This is a genomic window from Sphingomonas sp. Root241, assembly GCF_001428865.1.
Lineage (GTDB): Bacteria > Pseudomonadota > Alphaproteobacteria > Sphingomonadales > Sphingomonadaceae > Sphingomonas.
In genome coordinates, this window is the sequence record NZ_LMIV01000001.1 from 2,235,311 (window position 1) to 2,252,964 (window position 17,654).

Genomic DNA, 17,654 nt, shown 5'->3' on the forward strand with positions numbered 1-17,654 from the left:
CCTTAGACCAGGCGCGGGCCGGGCGGGAAGGCCCCCAGCTCAATTCGCGATGAAGCAGTTCTCGCCTGCGACCTTCAGCCGCCCGCACAGGTCGCGCGCCTGCGGGTTGCTGCCGGCATTGACGCGCAGCCGCCAGACGGCGTTACCGTTGCTCTCGCCACGCTCGACCGATTTGCCGAGCGGCGCGAGATAAGCGAAACGTCTGGTCAGCCGCACCCAGGCGACATTGGCGCCGGCCTCGTTCGGAAAGGCGCCGAGCTGAATCAGCGAACCGGACCCAGGACGCGCCGTCGCAGGCTTCGTGCCGGCGGCGGATGCGTTCGGCCCGACGATGGTGGGACCGGGAATCGCCAACTTGGCGTTCTTGGTACCCGGAGCAGTGCTGCCTGGAACGGTCGCCCGCGTTCCTTCCACCGGCGCCTCGGGAAGCGCACCGATATTGATGCTCGAATTGCTCGCCGCACCCTGGCTCGTCGCGAAGACGGTGTCGCCCTCGCCTTCGGCCTTCATGCCGCCGGGCTCGTCGGGCTTGACCTTGTAATCACCCGCCGGCGCCTTGATCAGCTCGCCATTGCCGTTGATCGGATTCTGCGTCCGCTGATACCACAGATAGCCGAGCACCGCGGTTCCGATCACCGCCAGCGCGAGCACCGCGAGCAGCATGAAACGCGCGACCGAATGGTCCTGCGGATAGTCCTCCTCGGCCGTCTCCAGCCAGGGAAGGCGATCCTGCTCGTCATAGCCCTGGCCCGAACGCAGGCTCATCAATGCATCTCCTGGACAGCCTCGACACCCATGAGGCCCAACCCATTACGGATAATCTGTCCGACGCCGCGCGCCAAGAAGAGCCGCGCGCAGGTCAGGCCCGGTTGGTCGGCAAGCAGGAAACGGCGCTCGGGGCGGTCGTTGCCGACGTTCCACAAGGCATGCAGAGCAGCCGACAAATCATAGAGATAAAAAGCAATTCTATGCGGTTCGCGCGCCAGTGCGGCACCTTCCACGACCCGCGGAAACTGCGCCGCCAGCTTCACCAGCGCCAGCTCTTCCGTATCAAGCAGGGACAGATCGGCGTTCGGGCATTCGATCCCCGCCTCCGCCGCCTTGCGATGGAGCGAGGCGATCCGGGCATGGGCATAGTTCACATAGAAGACCGGATTGTCCTTCGAAGCCTCCACCACCTTGGCGAAATCGAAGTCCATCTGCGCATCGGCTTTCCGCGTCAGCATGGTGAACCGCACCACGTCCTTGCCGACCTCATTCACGACATCGGCAAGCGTCACGAAATTACCGGAACGCTTGGACATTTTCACCGGTTCGCCGGCGCGAAGCAGGCGGACCATCTGCACCAGCTTCACATCGAACCGCGTCTTGCCGCCGGTCAGCGCCTGTACCGCCGCGACGATCCGCTTGACCGTCCCGGCATGGTCGGCACCCCAGATGTCGATCAGCTGGTCCGCCGATTGCGCCTTCTGGAAATGATAAGCGAGATCGGCGCCGAAATAGGTCCATTGCCCGTTCGACTTCTTGATCGGGCGGTCCTGATCGTCCCCGAACTGCGTCGCGCGGAACAGCGGCAGCTCGACCGGTTCCCAATCCTCGGGCGTCTCGCCCTTGGGCGCTTCGAGCACGCCGTCATAGACGAGGCCGCGCTCGCGCAGCCACGCCTCGGCCGCCTCGGGCTTGCCCGCCGCCTGCAGCTCGGCTTCGGACGAGAACAGGTCGTGATGGATGCCGAGCAAGGCGAGATCGGCCTTGATCATCACCAGCATCGACGCGACGGCTTCCTTGCGGAACAGGTCGAGCCATTCGCTCTCCGGCTTGCCGACGAACCTGTCGCCATATTCGGCGGCGAGCTTCTCGCCCACCGGCTTCAGATATTCGCCCGGATAAAGGCCCTCGGGAATCTCGATCGTCTCGCCCAGCGCCTCGCGGTAGCGCAGGTGCGCCGAGCGCGCGAGCACGTCGACCTGCCCGCCCGCGTCGTTGACATAATATTCGCGCACGACCTTATGCCCCGCGAACTCGAGCAGCGAAGCGAGCGCATCGCCCACCACCGCCCCGCGGCAATGCCCCATATGCATCGGCCCGGTGGGGTTGGCGGAGACATACTCGACATTGACCGTCGCGCCCGCGCCGATCGTCGAGCGGCCGTAATCGCCCTCGGTCTTGAGGATCTCGTCCAGCTCGCCGCGCCAGGTGTCGTCGGTTAGCGTCAGGTTGATGAAGCCGGGTCCGGCGACCGAGACGGCGGAAACCTCGTCCAGCTTCCCCAGCTCAGCCGCGATCTTTTCCGCCAGAGCGCGCGGATTGGTCCCCGCAGGCTTGGCGAGCACCATCGCCGCATTGGTCGCAAGGTCGCCATGCGTGACGTCGCGCGGCGGCTCGACCGTGACCGCGCGTCGCTCCAGCCCCGCAGGCAGGTCGCCGGCGGCGACGAGCGCGTCGAGAGCGGCATCAAGGTGCGCGGCAAAACGGACGTAAAGAGTCATTGCGGTTCCAACAGTGAACGAGAGCGCGCGCCTTAGCGGATGGGGCGCGTGGGGACAATTGGCGCTTGGGGCTGGGATTGCGGCCCGCGGGCGGCGGCGATTGGTGGGTAGCGGCGAAAGGTCACACTAGGGTCACACTGCCTGCATGGTTCTGGCCTGCCGTGTTTCTGCGCAGGCAATCCAGGACGGTGTGGGCCAAACAGCTATATTCCCGCTTTCGCACGAGCACGGGCCCGAGGAGAGGGCATTACGATGTCAAAGAGCTGGATGAGGCTGTCAGGCGAAATCCTACATTGCAAGCATGTCTGCTACGGGTGGGTGGCAGACATTCCGTTCCTCCCCGGCACGGGGAGGGGGACCGCCGCCGAAGGCGGTGGTGGAGGGGGAGCGCCACAAGGGGATTCGCTGGTGGAGAGCCCCCTCCACCAGCCTGCGGCTGGTCCCCCTCCCCGTGCCGCACTAGTGGGCGAAATCCGTCGGCACAATCCGTGTCTAGCCGAGTAAACCAGGCAGCGCCGCGCCATCCCGGCTCAGGCGCGCACCAGATCCTTCAGCACGCCCGCGCTCTTCATGTCGGGGAACAGCTGCTGCGCCGTCCGCGTCGGCGCCAGGTCGAAGTGCGACGCCACAGCGCTGTTGATCAGCGTATCCAGCCCCGTCGTCGGCCGCAAATCGCGCCCTTCGTACAAGGCCGCGTCGCCCAGCCCCGGCCAATCGGCGACAACCCGGCCGCCCTGCACCGCGCCGCCCATCAGCATCGCCAGCGAACCAGTGCCGTGATCGGTGCCCTGGGTGCCGTTGACCTTCACCGTCCGCCCGAATTCGGTGGCGACAACCACCATCGTATCCGCCCAGAGCGGCCCCAACCCATCCCGGATCGCGCCCACCATCGCGTCGAGCCCCTTCAGCTGCCCGGTCAGGCGGCCGCGCTGCTGGGCATGCGTGTCCCAGCCGCCGGTCTCGATCATCGCGATCCGCGCTCCGCCCTCGGCGGTGAGCAGCTTGGCGGCCAGCGCGCCGGTCGCGGCGGCGTTGCGGCCATTGTCCTGGGCGAGATCGCTGGTCAGCATCCGCGTCGCGGTCGCCTGCTCCCAGATCGCGTGGAGTTGGGGATCGTCGCGGTACATGGTCGTGACGCGCGCGAGCAGATCGTCCGATGCGTCGGGCAGCGCAGACGGCGCATAGCTCGCCACTTCGACCGGACCGCGCAACGCCATCGGGATCGTCGCCGCGAGCGCGATCGCGCGATCGTCGGCGGGGAGCAGCGACAGCAGCCGGTTGAGCCAGCCGTCCTTGAGCGCATAGGCGCTGCTGCCGCCGGTCTCGAGCACGTTCTGCCCGTCGAAATGCGAGCGCTCGCGATAGGGCGAGGCGACCGCATGGACGAACAGCGCCTGCTTCGCCTGCCACAGGCCAAGGGTGTTGGTCATCGCCGGATGCAGCGCGAACGTGGAATCGAGCTTGGGCGCCGAGGCGAAATCCTGTGCCAGCACGCCGCGCTGCGCCGCAAAGGCGGGATCGCCGATCGGGGCCAGCGTGCCCAGCCCATCCGCCGCACCGCGCTGGATGATGAAGACGAAACGGCGTTCGGTTGCCGCCCGGGCGAGCGCCATCCGCGTCCCGAAGGCGGAGGTGAGGACCGCGGAGGCGCCGAGTGCCACGAAGCTGCGACGGTTGAGCATGGCCTATCTCCGCATGAATTCGGGGGCGACGAGCATCAGCGCAACGCCCTGCCCCGGGCTTTCGGCCCGCGCGATCGACTGCGCGGTGCTCTCGCTCAGCGCATCGGGAAAGAGTTCGGCGGCGCGCTGGCGGGCATCCACCGTATCGCGGGTGCGCTGCGCCAGCCGCTCGGCCGCCTCGACGCGGCGCATGATCGCGTCGGGCCCGGCCCAGCTCCCGGCGACATCGTCCCAGCCGGCAGGCGAGCCCGGCTTCCACACCGGCTGGCCGAGCTGAGTCATCAGCCCGTTCATCGCCATCGGGGGAAGCTGCTGCGCGCCGAGCCCACGGAGCGCCGAAATCGTCCACTCCCAGGGCGACTTGAACTTGACCGGCTGCGCCACCCAGCATTCGGGCGCCTCGACCAATGCACGATAGACAGTGGGCAAATCGCCGCCCGAACGCAGAAACGCGGTCTCGAGCTTGCCGACCAAAGCCGGCGGCGGCTCGTCCCCGGCGAAATGGCGCGCGAGCTTGGTGGCGAGGTGCCGCGCGGTGGCGGGATGTGTCGCGAGCAGGTCGAGCACCGCGGCCGCTTGCGCCTCGCCTTGCTGCGGCCAGCTCTTGCCGAGGATCGTCCGCGCACCCGGTTCGTGCAGCCGCGGGGCGAATACGAAGCTGCCCGGCTGGCCCTCGCCGCCGGCATAGGCCGCCCCCCTGCCGCGCCCCAGCCCCGCAACCGTCCAGCCGGTCATCGCCCGGGCGAATTCGGTGACGTCGGCCTGGCTGTAGCCGGTGCGGACGCCGAGCGTGTGGAGCTCGAGGATCTCGCGGGCGAGATTCTCGTTGAGCCCCAGCTTCCGGCCGCGCCTTCCCGTAACCTGTCCCAATGCGCTGTTGGGCCCGACCGACTGCGCCTGATCGAGATAGATCAGCATCGCCGGATGCCGCTCGACCGCGTGGAGCATGTCGCCGAACTTGCCGAGCACATGCGGCCGCACCGCTTCGAACTCCAGGCTGCCGGCGAGCCCCACCATCTCCAGCTTGTCCGCGGACACCGCGAAGTGATTGGCCCAGAAATGCACCAGCCGCTCGGCGAAGGGCGCCGGGGAATTGAGCGCGACGAGCGCCCGCGCCGAGATCGCGCCGGCATAATGGTCGCGCGCCTGCAGCCGCGCGGCGCGGCGCGCCTGCGCTACGGGATCGTCCGCCTTTTCCTGCTCGGGCATCGGTTGCATCGCCGAGCCCCGCATCGCCGGATCGGTCTCCATCTCGGGCTTCATGGGGGCAGCATTGCGCTTTTCGCGCTGGAGCAGGCGCACTTCGCGCAGATATTCGGTGAGTTCGCTCGCGATGCTGCTGCTCGGTGCGAGCGCCGCGATCGCCTGCGGCCGGGCCTCGTAACGATCGAACTGGTCGAGCACCCACCGCGCCGGATCGGGCCCCGGCGCGTCGCCCGGACGGCCGCCAAGGCCGAACCGGTTGAGTGCAATGCTTGCCTTGGCCATGGCGATCACCCTCGTTGCCCCGTCAAGGTGATACCCGCAACCTGTCGCAGAAGTTTGTCAGCCCAACGGTTCGTCGCGATTCATGCACGGATTGCAATCATGCCTGCCGCGCTTTGCGATTGCCGGTCTTGTTGCGTTGCAGCATTTTGATTTCGAGAACAGAACAAGACACAACAGGGATGCCGGTCTGGCTCTTTCGAGTTTTTGAAGGAGATAGATCGTGACCAAGCTTCTTATCGCCGCCGCCGCCGCCGTAATCGCTTTTGCGGCCCCCGCCACTGCCAAGGAACGCGTGTTCACCCACGAAGGCGTGACCTATGCCTATACCGCGCAGCCCCAGGGCGACGCGCTCGTCCTCGAGGGCAAGGCCTCGAAGGGCGGCAAGTTCCGCCTCGTCGTCAAGGGCGACTGGGTGAGCGGCTATGCCGGTGGTGCACGCGTCTCGTTCCGCGCACCGAAGCGCGAAGAGGCCGACGCGATCCTCGTCGCGCAGCGCTAAATCGAAACGGGGGCCTTCGCATCTGGCGGAGGCCCCTTTTTTTTGCGCGTCAGAACCCCTCGGGCAGCGCGATCGGCCCGACGACTTCCTCGTAGCGCGCGATCGCGTAGCGATCGGTCATCCCGGCGATGAAGTCGGCGATGTGCCGGCTCCGCCACGGCTCCTCCGCCGGCAACGCCTCGCGCCACTCCGCCGGCATTTGCGCCGGATCGGCAGCATAGGCCGCGAACAGCCCCGCCACCACGCCATGCGCCGCCTCGGCCGCCGCCATCTGGCCCGGATGGTGATAAAGATTGGCGTACATGAAGCGCTTGAGCCCGCGCTCGGCCTCGCGCATCGCATCCGAGAACGTCACGAGGCAGCGGCCCGCCGCGCGCACGTCGGCCAGCGTCTCGATCCCGCCCTCGGCCAGACGCGCCTGGGTCGATGCGATCAGGTCGTTGACCATCTCGCCGATCTGGGAACGGATCAGCTCGCCGACCAGCCGCCGCGCCGGCACGCCCGGAAACCTCGCTTCGACGCGGCGCCACCCTTCCGCGATCATCGGCACCTGCATCAGCTGGTCGAGGCTCAACAGCCCGGCACGCAGGCCATCGTCGATGTCGTGATTGTCATAGGCGATGTCGTCGGCCAGCGCCGCGACCTGCGCCTCGAGCGACGGCCAATGGTCGAGCTCGAGCGGAAATTGCGCGTCTGCCGCCGCCAGCGCCCATTGGGGCGCAGCGATCGGGCCATTGTGCTTGGCGAGCCCTTCGAGCGTCTCCCAGGTGAGGTTGAGCCCGTTCCAACTGGGATAGGGCCGGTCGAGCTCGGTCAGCGTGCGCAGCGTATGGCCGTTGTGATCGAACCCGCCCTGCCCGGCCAGCGCCGCCTCCAGCGCGTCCTCTCCGGCATGGCCGAAGGGCGGATGGCCGATATCGTGCGCCAGGCACAAAGCCTCGGTCAGGTCCTCGTTGAGCCCCAGCGTGCGCGCGATCGTCCGCCCGATTTGCGCGACTTCGAGGCTGTGGGTCAGCCGCACCCGGAAATGATCGCCGTCGGGCGCCATGAAGACCTGGGTCTTGTGGCGGAGACGCCGGAAGCTGATCGAATGGATGATCCGGTCGCGATCGCGCTGAAAGGCGTCGCGCGGGCCGCGGACAGTCCCGCTTTGTTCTTCGTGGATGCGCCCGCGGCTCTGGTCCGGTGTGCTCGCCCAGGAGGAAGTCGCTCTCACGCTGGCGGCACTAGCGGGTCGGCGCGCGCTTGTCGAAGGTTGATGCGAGTGTACGTCGGTCTCGCCTCCATGGTTGTAAAGAGCTCTTGACACTCAGGCTGACGTCTGTAAAGAACTCTTTACAGGCAGGAGAGTCGTCTTGGAAAACCGCTTGAAGGCGATGCGCGAGGGATACGGATGGAGCCAAGGCGAACTCGCCCGGCGGCTCGGGGTCTCGCGGCAGACGATCAACGCGGTTGAAACCGACAAATACGATCCCAGCCTCCCGCTGGCTCTGCGCATGGCAAAGTTGTTCGGCGTCGCCGTGCCCGAGCTGTTCATCGACCACTGGGAACCGGGGGAATGATCGAAATGGCGAATGACAAGTCTGCGCCCAGCTGGCGCAACTTTGCGGCATGGAGCGCAGTGGGTGCGGTATTCTACGTCCTCGCCCTCTGGGTCGCCATGCTGTTCCTGCATCAGGACATCATGGACGCGGTCGTCCGGCCGACCCGGGTCACTGCGCAGCTGGGGCTGGCGATGCTGTTCTCGATAGCGGTCGTCGGCTTCACCAGCCGCAAGCGATCGCTCAATCTCGGAACGCTCCGCAATTTCCTGATCCAGAACGCAGTGGCCATCCTAGCTTTCCTGCTCGTCATCTGGGGCTTCAGCGCGCTCGCTCGCACCGAGGTGGGCGCCTCGGAGTGGATCGCCGCCGTGACGGGCGCGACGCTTGTCGTCATCGCCATCCTCGGCGGCCTCGCCACCGCGAGCGTCCACACGGGCCTCCACCTCGTCGATGACGAAATGACTGCCGAGGACCTGCGCGAACGCGGCCGGCTGATGCTTTGCAGCTTCACCTGGATAGCGTGCTACGGCCTGTTGCTGATCGCGCTGGGCCTCGCTGGCGCTGGCATCCTTTCCCCGGCAGCGGCCCTGGCGGGCGCACTGGTACTCATCGCCATCCTGACGCTGCTGGCGATCGCGGCGTGGCGGCTGTCGGACGAGTTGGGGCGCACGCTGTCGCACGAGACCGGCAATATGGCCTTCTACCTGATCCTGGTGCTCGGCGGCGGCTGGGCGATGCTGGCACATCTCGGCTTCGTCGCCGCGCCCGCGCCGCTCGATTGGCTGACGATATTCACCGTGCTCCTGTTCGTGGCGAGCTTCATCGTGCTGGGGCGGAGGAAGTTGCTGACGCACTGAATGGCGAACCGGACCTCTGGCAGTGGGCTGAGGAGACAGTTCAGTCCGCCCCGAGCCTAGTCACCTTCTGTCCGGCCTCGCTGGTGAAGACGAAGCCCGAAACGCCCGACTTGCCGAGCGTGTTGACGAAGGCCTGCGCCTCGGCGGCGGTCTTGAACGGCCCCGTCAGCACGCGATTGGTGGCGCGCAGCGGCGTCCACCAGCCGGTCTTGCCTTTCAGCGCGGGTGCCTTGGCCACGACTGCCTTCCATGCCTTGGACAGGCTCGCTTGGTTTGCGCCGCCGGCGACCTGGACCCAGACGCGCGCCGGCTCGGCCTTGGTCTTCGGGTCGGGCTTCTTCGCCTTGGGATCCGGCTTGGCGAGTTCCGCCTTCTTCACATCCTTGCTTTTGGCCGGTTCGGGCTTGGCTGGTTCAGGCTTGGGCTTTGCCAGGGCGGGCTTGGCAGCCCCGGGTGTGGCCGCAGCGACGCGCGCGGGTTCGGGCGGAAGATCGACCGGAGTCGCATTGACGATCTGGAGTTCCTCGCCGGGAATGGTGATGCCCGCGACGATCGCGGCGAGCACCGAATCCTCCTGCCCCACGCGCGCCGGACCCGGCGGCGCCGGCTCGCGAGCCGCAACGGCGATAGGCTGCGGTTCGGGCCCACCTGTGGCCGGGCGCGCGCTGTCGGGTAGCGTGGTGACGGGTTGTTGCGCAGGTGTCGCGGCGACTGTGGCCGGCGCAGGCGTGGGCGACGAAGGCTCGGGTGCGGGCGCAACGGCGGCGCGCGCGGTGTCGCCGCTCGATACCGCCGCGGGGACGCCTTGTCCGGGTGCCGTGATGGCGCTGCGTTCGGGCGAGGGACTCTCGTTGCGTGCGACCCGCGTCGGCTCGGCCGCCTCGCGGATCGGGGCGTCGATCTCGTCGGCGCGCGGCGCGGGGAGCGGCTGGACCAGCGGCGTCTCCTGCCGGGGTGCAGGCGGCGGGCCGGGCAGCGGCGCGGCGGCCGCGGCATGCACCGGCGTGGCAGCGGCGGTCTGCACCGGGACGGTGCGCCGCGCGGGCGGGGCGACTTGGCGTGCATCGCGCTCACGCTCGCGGCGCGATCTGCGGTCTCTATCCTGCGGTGCCTCGGTTACCGGCGTTCGAGCCGGCTGCGCCTGCGCCGTCTGGACAGGACGCGCCGCAGGGACATAGCGCGGCAGCGGGGGCGCCAGGCGCGCATCGGCGAGCCGTGCCGCGCTGGGCGAGAATTGGCCGAAATGCACGGCGAAGGCACGATCGGCAGGCGCGAGATTGGCGAGCCGACGGAAGAAGGGCGCAAGCGACGACCCCATATTCCCCGGCATCATGCTCGTCGCGATCCGTTCGGCGCCGGGGATATCGTCGTTCATCGCGAGGATGAAGGCGCGTGCGCGCCACGCCGCGCGATCGCTCTTGCGGAGCAGCGGGTCGAGTTGACGCATCGCCTCCTCGACATCGCCCGTAATGCCCAGCGACAGCGCATAGCGGCGCACCGTCTCGTCATCGCGTTCGCTTTGCAGCGCCAGCTTGTAATCGGCTTGCGCCAGCACCGGCTGCCCGAGCAGGTCATAAGCGAAACCGCGATCGGCGGCATATTCGCGCACCGGCAGTCCGCGCGCCTCAGCCGTCTGGAACAGGCGCAGCGCCTCGCCCGGCCGCTCCATCCGGACGAGCGTCGAGCCGCGGCCGGAAAGCACGCCTGGATTGGTGGGATCAATCGCCTCGGCACGCGCAAAAAAGGCGAGCGCTGCGGCGGTGTCACCGAGGCGCGCACTCAGATTGCCGGCCTCCAGCAACGCGCGCACGTCGCGCGGATTCGCCGCAAGCACGCGCATCTCCTGCGCAAGGCTATCGGCGTCGGGATTGGTTGCGGGGACGAACCCGGTCTGGGCGAGCGCCGGCACGGCGCCCGAGCCCGCGACAAGGGTTAACGCCAGCGCGATACTGCGCAGGGAGCGAATCTGCTTCATTCGGGATCAGCTAAAGGCGCGATTGGCTGAACCGCCAATGACGCGTCGCCGGCAGCTCGCCGAAGCGAGAGCCGCCGGCGACGAACGCCCCTTACTGGTTGTTCTGGCTGCGCAGGAACCGCGGAATGTCGAGCGGATCCTTGTCATCGTCATCGGTGGGTTTGGAGGCACCACGCGAGGCCATGCGCTCGAACAGCGTGCCGCCGGCGCGGCGTGCGGGCTTGGCCTCGGGTGCGGCTTCCTCCTCGCTGCCGCCGGTCAGCCAGCGGCGGCGGCTGGTCAGCTCGGGCGCCGGCTCCTCTACGGGCTCCTCGATGGGCATTGCGCTGCCCTCGCCAAGCAACAGCTCGTCGGAATTGCCGGCATCGTCATAGCTCGCTGTCGGCTCTTCCTGGGGCTCGACTTCCGGCGCTTCCGGAGCTTCGAGAACCAGTGCCTCTTCCTCCGGCTCCTGCGCTTCCGCCTCGTAGCCGGGATCGGAGAGGCCGGCCTCCGGAGCAGCCTCGGCGGCAACGGGTTCGGCGGCAGCCGCGCTGCGGCGCGGAGTCGAGAAGGAGAAGACGCGCGGCTGTTCGGCGGCGGGCGCCGCACGCGCCTGCGCATCGGCATCGATGCCGGTCGCGACGACCGAGACGCGGATCTTGCCTTCGAGATCGGGATTGAATGCCGAGCCCCAGATGATGTTGGCGTCCTCGTCGACCAGCTCGCGGATATGGTTCGCGGCTTCGTCGACTTCGAGCAGGCGCATGTCCTCGCCGCCGGTGATCGAGACGATCACGCCCTTGGCGCCATTCATCGAGACGCCGTCGAGCAGCGGGTTGGCGATAGCCTTCTGCGCCGCGATCAGAGCGCGATCATCGCCCTCGGCCTCGCCGGTGCCCATCATCGCCTTGCCCATCTCCTGCATCACCGAGCGGACGTCGGCGAAGTCGAGGTTGATCAGGCCCGGCATGACCATCAGGTCGGTGATGCCGCGAACGCCCTGCTGGAGGACCTCGTCGGCCATCTCGAACGCCTGCTTGAAGGTCGTGTTGGCATTGGCGATCAGGAACAGGTTCTGATTGGGGATGACGATGAGCGTATCGACATATTTCTGAAGCTCTTCGATACCCGATTCCGCCGATTGCGCGCGGCGGCGGCCTTCGAAGGCGAACGGCTTGGTGACCACGCCGACGGTCAGGATGCCCATGTCGCGCGCTGCCTTCGCGATCACCGGCGCTGCGCCGGTGCCGGTGCCGCCGCCCATGCCGGCGGCGATGAAGCACATATGCGCGCCCTCGAGCGCCTTCTGGACCTGGTCGATCGTCTCTTCGGCGGCGGCACGCCCGATTTCGGGGCGCGACCCGGCACCCAGGCCCTGCGTGATCTTCGCGCCCAGCTGGATGCGATGCCCGGCAGACGACTGCTTGAGTGCCTGGGCGTCGGTGTTCGCCACGAGGAACTCGACTCCCAGCACATCGGCGCGGATCATGTTCGCGATCGCGTTGCCGCCCGCGCCGCCGACGCCGATCACCGTGATCTTGGGCGTCAGCTCATCGACGTCAGCCGGAAGAAATTCGATGCTCATTCTAGTATCTCCCCTGGCGCCGCCATCGCGCTGGGGCGGCACCGTCGAACGCTTTGATGCACTATGGATGCAACCGACTCTAGTGGAAACAGGGTCGCCGGTCGTATTTCTTTAATAATTGGACCGAAATGCCGCCATCAGGCGCTGAAGAATCGCTCCGGGGCTGGCCTTGGTGACCATCTGGTGCCCGGCGGGCTCGAGTGCGCGCAGATCGATCGGATCGGTCGCGGCGAAGCGTGCGAGTCCCGCCAGCGTGGCAAAGGCCGGGCCGGCATGCGCCTCGGGAAGCGCGATCAGGCCCTTGGGGCGGCCGACGCGAACCGCATTGCCCAGCGATTGCTGCGCATAATCGGCGATGCCCTTCAGCTCCGCGCCACCGCCGGTGAGGACGATCTGGCGGCCGATCGGATCCTGGAAGCCGAGCTTCCGCAGCTCCTTCTGGATCTCGGTCATCAGCCGTTCGAGCCGCTGGCGGATCGTCGCGTTGAGCTGTGCCTTAGTGATGCGCGGCCCTTCGGCACCCTCGTCGGGGATGGCGGGCTGGACGTCGATCATCTCATGATTGTCGCGCGGGCTGAGATTGGCCGAGCCGTGGAAGCATTTGGTGCGCTCGGCCCAGGTCCGCGCGGTGCCGAATGCCGAGGCGATGTCGTCGGTAATATCGGCAGAACCCATCGGAATCGAGGCGAGCCCGGCGAGCACGCCGCCCGCGAATACCGAAACGTTGGTGACACCCGCACCGATCTCCACCAGCGCAACGCCGAGTTCGCGCTCCTCGTCGGTGAGGCAGGCGAGGCCGGTCGCGACCGGCGCGGCAATGATCGAGCGAACCTCGAGATGCGCCGAGCGGACGCATAGATCGAGATTGCGGACCGGCGAGCCTTCGGTCGAGACGACATGGATGTCGATGCCGAGCCGATCGGCGTGCAGGCCCAGGGGGCGCTTGATCCCGGCGAGACCGTCGATCGTGTAACAGGTCGGCTGGGCATGGAGCACCATCTTGCCCTGCGGATCGATCGCGTCGCGGCCGGCCTTGAGAAGCTCGTCGATATCGGCCTGCTCGACACGATGGCCCCCGAGATCGGCTTCGAGCTTGACCACATCGGAGAGCAGGCCGCCCGCCGAAAAGCTGACCCAGACGTCCTCGATATTGGTCCCGGCGATGCGCTCCGCCTGCTCGACCGCCTCGCGGATCGCCAGCTCGGTGGCGTGCATATCGGCGACATAGCCGCGCTTGACGCCGCGGCTCTCGCGCTGGCCGGTGCCGAGCACGACGAGTTGTCCATCGTCCATCCGCTGTGCGATCAGCGCCGAGACCTTGGACGATCCCACGTCGAGCGCGGTGATCAGTCCTTCAGCTACTGCCTTGGCCATCGTCTTATTCCCCCGTCACAACGCTGGTCGCCGCCGCTTGCCCGGGCGGCCGCTGCATCACCATATTCCCCGGCACGCGCATGTCGAAGCGGATTGTGCCCTTCCGTAGCAGACCCTGCGCCGCATCCAACTCTGCGAATTTGCGTAAGGACTTGGCCGCTTCCTCCTCGCCTTCGGGAAGCTGGAGCTTCTCCCCGCTGGTGAAGGTCAGGTCCCAGCGGCGATTGCCGACCCACGTCGCCGCCTTGATCAAGGGCTTGATCGCCGGCGCCTCGTCGAGCAGCTTCTTCCGCGCGGGCTCCTGTGCGTTGGCGCCCTCGCCGATCAGCAGCGGCAGATCGGGCATCGCATCGGTCGATACGGGCTCGAGCGGCACACCGGTGGGATCGACCAGCATCAGCTGGCCATGGCTCTGCCAGATCGCCGCGGGCTCGCGCTCGATGATGAAGATGCGCAGCGTGTTGGGCAGCCGGCGCGAGACGCGCGCGTCCTTGACCCAGGGATATTTGAGCAGCCGCTCGCGGACCAGAGCGAGATCGACCAGAGGCATTGCGCGCGAATCCTGGTCGAGGGCCTGGGTGTAGACGGTCATCTTGTCCATGCGCTTGATGCCGTCGATCTGGATCTCGTCGACCTTCAGCCCGGCATCGCCCACCACATTGGCGACGGCGACCCCGGCCATCGCCGGCACGCCGAACCATGTCGCCACGCCGAGCGCGACCGCGCCGACGGTGCCGACGATGCTCCAGGTCGCGATCCGGGTGAGCGTCGCCTGGCTGAACGGCAGCGCGGCGACCGCCTGGTCGAGCAGACTCGGCCGCTTCGGCCGGCGCGAATTCGCCTTCTTCTTGGGCGCTGCGCCGCGCCGCGTAGCGGTGCGCTGGGTGGGCCTTCGACTCAAAGCGCTTCGTCCACGATGCGCTGGACGAGCTCGGCATAGGAGATGCCGAGATGCCGCGCCTGCTCGGGCACGAGGCTGAGCAGCGTCATCCCCGGCTGGGTGTTGACCTCAAGCAGGAACAGCCCATCGACGCCCTGATTGTCGTCCCAGCGGAAGTCCGAGCGCGAACATCCCTTGCAGCCAAGCAGCCGATGCGCATCGAGCGCGATCCGCTTGCAGGCGTCGGCGACGTCCTCGGGGATATCGGCGGGGAAGACGTGCTCGGTCAGCCCATCGGTGTACTTCGCGTCGTAATCGTAGAAGCCGCTCTTGGGCTTGAGTTCGGTCACGCCGAGCGCCTGATCGCCGAGCACCGCGGTGGTCAGTTCGCGCCCGCGGATGAAGGGTTCGGCGAGCAGTTCGTCGAACTCCTGCCACGGCCCCTTCGCGCCGCGCGCGATCGGATTGCCGTAATTGCCTTCATGGGTGACGATCGCCACACCCACCGACGAGCCTTCGTTGACGGGTTTCAGCACATAAGGCCGTGGTAGCGGATCGCGCTCGTACAGTTCCTCACTGTGCACCATCCGCCCACCTGGCATCGGGATGCCGTGCGGCACCAAAGCCTGCTTGGTGAGCTGCTTGTCGATTGCGATCACCGACGTGACGAGGCCGGAGTGCGTGTACTTCAGCCCCATCAGGTCGAGCGTGCCCTGCACCGTCCCGTCCTCGCCGGGCGTGCCGTGCAGCGCATTGAACACGATATCGGGCCTGAGCTCCGCGAGCTTCACCGCGACGTCGCGGTCCATGTCCACACGGCTGACGCGGTGACCAAGCTCCTCGAGCGCATCCGCGATGCCGTTGCCCGACATCAGCGAGACCTCGCGCTCGGCGGACCATCCGCCCATCAGAACGGCGACGTGCAACTTGCTCACTTCTCGACCCCGATACGCTCTTCGACGGCGGCGCCGGCAAACATGCCGACACGCTGGATTTCCCATTCCAGCGCGACGCCGGACTGTGCCTTCACCTTCGCGCGGACGTCCTCGCCCAGCGCCTCGATGTCGGCCGAGGAAGCATTGCCCAGATTGAGCAGGAAATTGCAGTGTTTTTCGCTGACCTGCGCATCGCCCCGCCGCAATCCGCGACAGCCCGCCGCATCGATCAGCGCCCAGGCCTTGTGCGCCTCCGGATTCTTGAAGGTCGAGCCGCCGGTCCTGGAGCGCAGCGGCTGCGATTCCTCGCGGGCGGCAGCGATGCGGTCCATCTCGGCCTGAATCGCCGCCGGCTCGCCGGCATGCCCGCGAAAAGTAGCACTCACCACGATCGCGTCACGCGGAAGCTCGCTGTGGCGGTAGGTATAGCCGAGCGCGTCCAGCGGAAGGACCTTGCGCTCTCCGGAACGCAGCACGACTTCGCATTCGATCAGCACGTCGCTGGTCTCGCGGCCATAGGCGCCGCCATTCATCCGCACGAACCCGCCGACGGTGCCCGGGATCGAGCGCAGGAACTCGACGCCGCCGATCCCGGCATCGCGCGCCTTCGACGAGACCAGGATGCCCGACGCACCGCCGCCGCATTTGAGCGTCGTCGAATCCAGCTGCTCCACGGCCGCAAAGGGCTTGCCCAGCCGCACCACGACGCCCGGCACACCGCCATCGCGAACGATCATGTTCGAGCCCAGCCCCAGCCCCATGACGGGCACCGAGGGATCGAGCGCGAAGAGGAAATCGCTGAGATCATCGGCATCGGCGGGCTCGAACAGCCACTCCGCGGCGCCGCCGCTCTTGAACCACACCAGCGGCGCAAGCGGCGCGCCGTGCGTCAGTTTTCCGCGGACAGGTGGAAGGGCATAGCAGACGCTCACTTAAGCCGCGACCTCCTGCCGCGCCGCCTCGATCGCCGGAGCGAGGCCAGCGGCCCATTTGGTGATGTCGCCCGCGCCGAGGCACACGACCATGTCGCCCGGCACGGTCACTTCGGCGAGCGCCCGCGCCAGCGCCTCGACATCGGCTACCGCCGCCGCCGAGCGATGCCCGCGCCGCCGAATCCCATCGACCAGCGCATCGGAGTTGACGCCTTCGACCGGCTCCTCGCCGGCTGCGTACACGGGCGTCACCAGCACCATGTCGGCGTCGTTGAAGGCCTGGGCGAAGTCGTCCATCAGATTGCCGAGCCGCGAATAGCGGTGCGGCTGGACCACCGCGATCACCCTGCCCTCGGCGCTCTCGCGCGCCGCAGCGAGCACGGCGCGGATCTCGACCGGGTGATGGCCGTAATCGTCAATCACGGTGACGCCCTGCGTCTCACCTACCTTGGTGAAGCGCCGCTTGACCCCGCCGAAGCGCGCAAAACCCTTCTGGATCGTCACATCGGGAATGCCGAGCTCGAGCGCGACCCCGATCGCGGCGAGCGCGTTCTGGACATTGTGCCTGCCCGGCATCGGCAGCTCGATATTCTCGATCGAGCGGACAGTGCCGTCGCGGTTGCGAATGATCGCCTCGAAGCGATTGCCCCCCGAATGCGGGGTGACGTTCACCCCGCGCACATCGGCGCTGGCGGCGAAACCATAAGTGATAATCCGGCGATCGCGGACGCGTGGGATGATTGCCTGCACTTCGGGATGATCGAGGCAGAGCAGAGCCGCGCCGTAGAAGGGCACGTTCTCGACGAACTCGACATAGGCGTCCTTGGCGCGGTCGAAGCTGCCGTAATGGTCGAGATGCTCGGGATCGATGTTGGTCACCACCGCGATCGTGCCGTCCAATCGTAGGAAGCTGCCGTCGCTCTCGTCGGCCTCGACGACCATCCAGTCGCTGTCGCCGAGCCGAGCATTCGAGCCGTACTGGTTGATGATGCCGCCGTTGATCACGGTGGGATCGACCCCGCCCGCATCGAGCAACGCCGCGACCATCGACGTCGTCGTCGTCTTGCCGTGCGTTCCCGCCACCGCGACGGTGGACTTCAACCGCATCAGTTCGGCGAGCATCTCGGCGCGGCGCACCACCGGCACGCGGCGCGCATAGGCGGCCTCGACCTCCGGATTGGTCCGCACGATCGCAGTCGAGACCACAACCACCGCCGCCTCGCCGATATTCTCGGCCTTGTGGCCGATTTCGATCGGGATGCCGCGATCACGCAGGCCCTGCACGACATAGCCTTCGGCGACATCCGAGCCCTGCACCTTGTAGCCGAGATTGTGCATCACCTCGGCGATGCCCGACATGCCGATGCCGCCGATCCCGACGAAATGGATCGTGCCGATATCGGTTGCGACACCCCTCATGCGCCAAAAAACC

At 67.4% G+C, this 17,654-nt stretch carries 15 protein-coding genes; 3 read left to right on the forward strand and 12 right to left on the reverse strand.

The genetic code is table 11. From position 1 onward, the window contains the following. Positions 1–39: 39 nt before the first annotated feature. From ASE13_RS10245 to ASE13_RS10260, 4 genes are all read right to left on the reverse strand, one after another. The gene (locus ASE13_RS10245; protein WP_056614249.1) at positions 40–765 is read right to left on the reverse strand and encodes an SPOR domain-containing protein; all 726 of its coding nucleotides are present in this window, start codon (positions 763–765) and stop codon (positions 40–42) included. Continuing rightward, entirely contained in the window at positions 765–2,489 is a 1,725-nt protein-coding gene (gene argS, locus ASE13_RS10250; protein ID WP_056614252.1) for an arginine--tRNA ligase, read from the reverse strand. Before argS ends, ASE13_RS10245 begins: the two co-directional genes overlap by 1 nt. A 530-nt stretch (positions 2,490–3,019) precedes the next feature. Continuing rightward, positions 3,020–4,171 (reverse strand): DUF1501 domain-containing protein, encoded by a 1,152-nt coding sequence (locus ASE13_RS10255; RefSeq protein ID WP_056614255.1) that lies wholly within the window; start codon positions 4,169–4,171, stop codon positions 3,020–3,022. 3 nt (positions 4,172–4,174) lie between these two features. Next, positions 4,175–5,659: a DUF1800 domain-containing protein gene (locus ASE13_RS10260; protein WP_056614257.1), complete on the reverse strand. Its 1,485-nt coding sequence runs from the start codon at positions 5,657–5,659 to the stop codon at positions 4,175–4,177. A 220-nt stretch (positions 5,660–5,879) separates the two neighbouring features. Between ASE13_RS10260 and ASE13_RS10265 the strand changes: the two genes are divergently transcribed. Beyond that, positions 5,880–6,158, forward strand: a complete 279-nt coding sequence (locus tag ASE13_RS10265) for a hypothetical protein (RefSeq protein WP_056614260.1) — start codon at positions 5,880–5,882, stop codon at positions 6,156–6,158. Between the two features lie 49 nt (positions 6,159–6,207). Here the strand turns inward: ASE13_RS10265 and ASE13_RS10270 are convergent, their stop codons facing one another. Continuing rightward, positions 6,208–7,374, reverse strand: coding sequence for a deoxyguanosinetriphosphate triphosphohydrolase (locus ASE13_RS10270; RefSeq protein WP_056614262.1), 1,167 nt, complete (start codon positions 7,372–7,374; stop codon positions 6,208–6,210). Between the two features lie 139 nt (positions 7,375–7,513). Between ASE13_RS10270 and ASE13_RS10275 the strand changes: the two genes are divergently transcribed. Both ASE13_RS10275 and ASE13_RS10280 read left to right on the forward strand, forming a co-directional pair. Beyond that, positions 7,514–7,720 (forward strand): helix-turn-helix transcriptional regulator, encoded by a 207-nt coding sequence (locus ASE13_RS10275; protein ID WP_056614265.1) that lies wholly within the window; start codon positions 7,514–7,516, stop codon positions 7,718–7,720. Between the two features lie 5 nt (positions 7,721–7,725). Further along, entirely contained in the window at positions 7,726–8,559 is an 834-nt protein-coding gene (locus ASE13_RS10280) for a hypothetical protein (RefSeq protein ID WP_235536911.1), read from the forward strand. A 40-nt stretch (positions 8,560–8,599) separates the two neighbouring features. Here the strand turns inward: ASE13_RS10280 and ASE13_RS10285 are convergent, their stop codons facing one another. The 7 genes from ASE13_RS10285 to murC all read right to left on the reverse strand — a co-directional run bounded on the left by ASE13_RS10285 (position 8,600) and on the right by murC (position 17,641). Next, positions 8,600–10,534, reverse strand: coding sequence for an SPOR domain-containing protein (locus ASE13_RS10285; protein ID WP_056614271.1), 1,935 nt, complete (start codon positions 10,532–10,534; stop codon positions 8,600–8,602). Positions 10,535–10,625: 91 nt separating this feature from the next. Next, positions 10,626–12,101 (reverse strand): cell division protein FtsZ, encoded by a 1,476-nt coding sequence (gene ftsZ / locus ASE13_RS10290; protein WP_056614273.1) that lies wholly within the window; start codon positions 12,099–12,101, stop codon positions 10,626–10,628. A 111-nt stretch (positions 12,102–12,212) separates the two neighbouring features. After that, positions 12,213–13,475: a cell division protein FtsA gene (ftsA, locus tag ASE13_RS10295; protein WP_056614276.1), complete on the reverse strand. Its 1,263-nt coding sequence runs from the start codon at positions 13,473–13,475 to the stop codon at positions 12,213–12,215. Positions 13,476–13,479: 4 nt separating this feature from the next. Further along, positions 13,480–14,376 (reverse strand): cell division protein FtsQ/DivIB, encoded by an 897-nt coding sequence (locus ASE13_RS10300; protein ID WP_056614279.1) that lies wholly within the window; start codon positions 14,374–14,376, stop codon positions 13,480–13,482. Continuing rightward, the gene (locus ASE13_RS10305; RefSeq protein ID WP_056615095.1) at positions 14,373–15,281 is read right to left on the reverse strand and encodes a D-alanine--D-alanine ligase; all 909 of its coding nucleotides are present in this window, start codon (positions 15,279–15,281) and stop codon (positions 14,373–14,375) included. Before ASE13_RS10305 ends, ASE13_RS10300 begins: the two co-directional genes overlap by 4 nt. Before the next feature lie 5 nt (positions 15,282–15,286). Further along, entirely contained in the window at positions 15,287–16,222 is a 936-nt protein-coding gene (gene murB, locus ASE13_RS10310) for a UDP-N-acetylmuramate dehydrogenase (RefSeq protein ID WP_056614282.1), read from the reverse strand. Beyond that, positions 16,223–17,641, reverse strand: coding sequence for a UDP-N-acetylmuramate--L-alanine ligase (gene murC, locus ASE13_RS10315; protein WP_056614287.1), 1,419 nt, complete (start codon positions 17,639–17,641; stop codon positions 16,223–16,225). Positions 17,642–17,654 lie beyond the last annotated feature (13 nt).